At 48.0% G+C, this 1,881-nt stretch carries 1 protein-coding gene; it reads right to left on the bottom strand.

Annotated features, from left to right (window positions below):
• Nucleotides 1–353: 353 nt before the first annotated feature.
• A complete protein-coding gene (locus ACTL32_RS18850) occupies nt 354–1,751 on the bottom strand; it encodes an IS110 family transposase (protein ID WP_441342873.1) in 1,398 nt (465 codons plus the stop codon).
• Nucleotides 1,752–1,881 lie beyond the last annotated feature (130 nt).

Below are 1,881 nucleotides of genomic sequence, written 5' to 3'. Positions count from 1 at the left end.
TCGCTTCGCTCAGTCCAGCGTTTAATGTGATTTAAGTCAAGCGCTGTCTATGCCGATTTTTGACAACACAAAGCCAAAGATCAACTGGAATAAAATTGAAATCGTCAATCACAGAACGTACTAAAGGCATTTTTCCACAACGCACAAAGTCTTGTTTATTGTTTCCACAGGGATACACCCTACTTCATGCAATCTAAGGGAATTTACGTTTTATTCGTATTTGTGGAACAAGACCCATTCCGCTGGACTACGAGGTCAAAGTGCCTCAAGGGCTAAAGTCAATGTGGTCTGGTGTTCCAGAAAAATGCCGTTCTCCCGTTGGCTAACCGGCAGGTTTACTTGTTCCCGCCGCTTCAGTTCAACACATACCGATGAAAAAATAACGCTTGTTTTTCGTGAGTCCGCAGTTTACTGGCAACCACTTGTTGGAGGCTTTTGCCTCCGGAATCGGCCGGCTGGTACACTTGCTTCTTTTTCATCATGGCGAAAGCGATTCTCAGGAGCCTGTTCCCCAAAGCGATATAGATCTGGCCCATTTTTTTGCCTTTCGCTTTCATCTCGTCCGCTTTTTTCCGCATCATTGGATTTTGCCTATTCATCGACTTTCCAGCGCGGTACACGGCGGCACGGAAATCAGCTCGCCCCTGTTTCGATATTTGATGGGTCGTGGCTCTTTTGCCGCCTGATTGCCGGATTATGGGATTGGTTCCCGCCATCTTAATCAACTGCTCAGGGCGTGTGAAAAGTGTCAAATCGCCGATTTCCGCAGTCAATTCAGAGGCGGTGGTTACCCCGACCCCAGGGATACTTAACAGAATGCCGCCATCGGTTTGAAGAAGAACGTGTTCCATCTCTTTTTTCACCAGTCCCGCTTGGGCCGCCAGTAATTCCAGCTCATCGAGCTTCAAGTGTAAAAGGAGAAGTTCCGCCTGCAGGCATTCTTTGGGCTTCGAGACCGATTGATGGGCGAAGCGGGTAAGGCGCTCAATCGATTGGTCGCGTATTTTCAAGTTCTGTTCGATTGAAACCCGCCGTAACCCCTCTTCTCCCAACGCGAGAATGTCCGAAGGGTGAGGGTAATGGCGCATCAAGTAAAGAGAGGACTTGCAGTCGAAGGTGGAGAAAATGTTCAGGTGAACCTGTTTCCCATCGACCTCCTCTACACGTCCTTGGTATTCCCGAAAGATATGGTCCATATAAAGGCGGACGTAGTTGATGGTTTGCGAATGTGCATTAATTAGTGCCCGGTGGGCACGTGACAAGGTTTTGAGCTGAGCCAACAGCGGAATGGCTTTCTGGCTTGTCTGTCCACGTCCATGCAAGATGGATTGGGTAATGGCCATCAAGTCCAGGTTGTCCGTTTTCGTGTAATTCAAGATGGTTGCCCGTTCTTGCGCTGTCGTCGCTGCGTTGATGATCCGGACGATAAACTTCTCCTGTTCACAGAGTCTGACAAGGTCTTCGTAATAATGGCCGGTCGTTTCAATGCCGACGACCACTTCTTCAAACCCGTAACCATCCTTAGCTTGCATCACCTCCTTGATCAGTCGGGTAAATCCGGTGGAGGAGGCGTTAAATTCAAATGGTTTGATCAGGATATCGCCGTATACATTACAAATCATCGCGGTGTTCACAAACTTGGCCGCATCAATGGCAACGATGCAGATCTTTCCGGCATTTTCCGCCCGCATCAAGCGGTTCCAATGACTTCCGTTGCTCCCCTGAATATGGTTAAATGAAGATAGAACCATTGTTTTCAGCTCCTTTTGGGTGGGTGGGTATTTCGGAAGTTCTGTGATTGGTACTTCTTGTATACCCAGAAAACAATGGTTCTTTGTGTTGTCATCTATCTATTTTACATAGTAGGGTCTTCAGCTCGAG

The organism is Planococcus sp. FY231025 (assembly GCF_052078085.1).
Lineage (GTDB): Bacteria > Bacillota > Bacilli > Bacillales_A > Planococcaceae > Planococcus.
The sequence above is the reverse complement of the archived record's forward strand: the minus strand, read 5'-3'. Positions and strand labels throughout refer to the sequence as shown.

Coding starts and splice junctions, on each gene's coding strand:
- ACTL32_RS18850 (WP_441342873.1), bottom strand. CDS start 1,751: ATGGTTCTATCTTCATTTAACCATATTCAGGGGAGCAACGGAAGTCAT.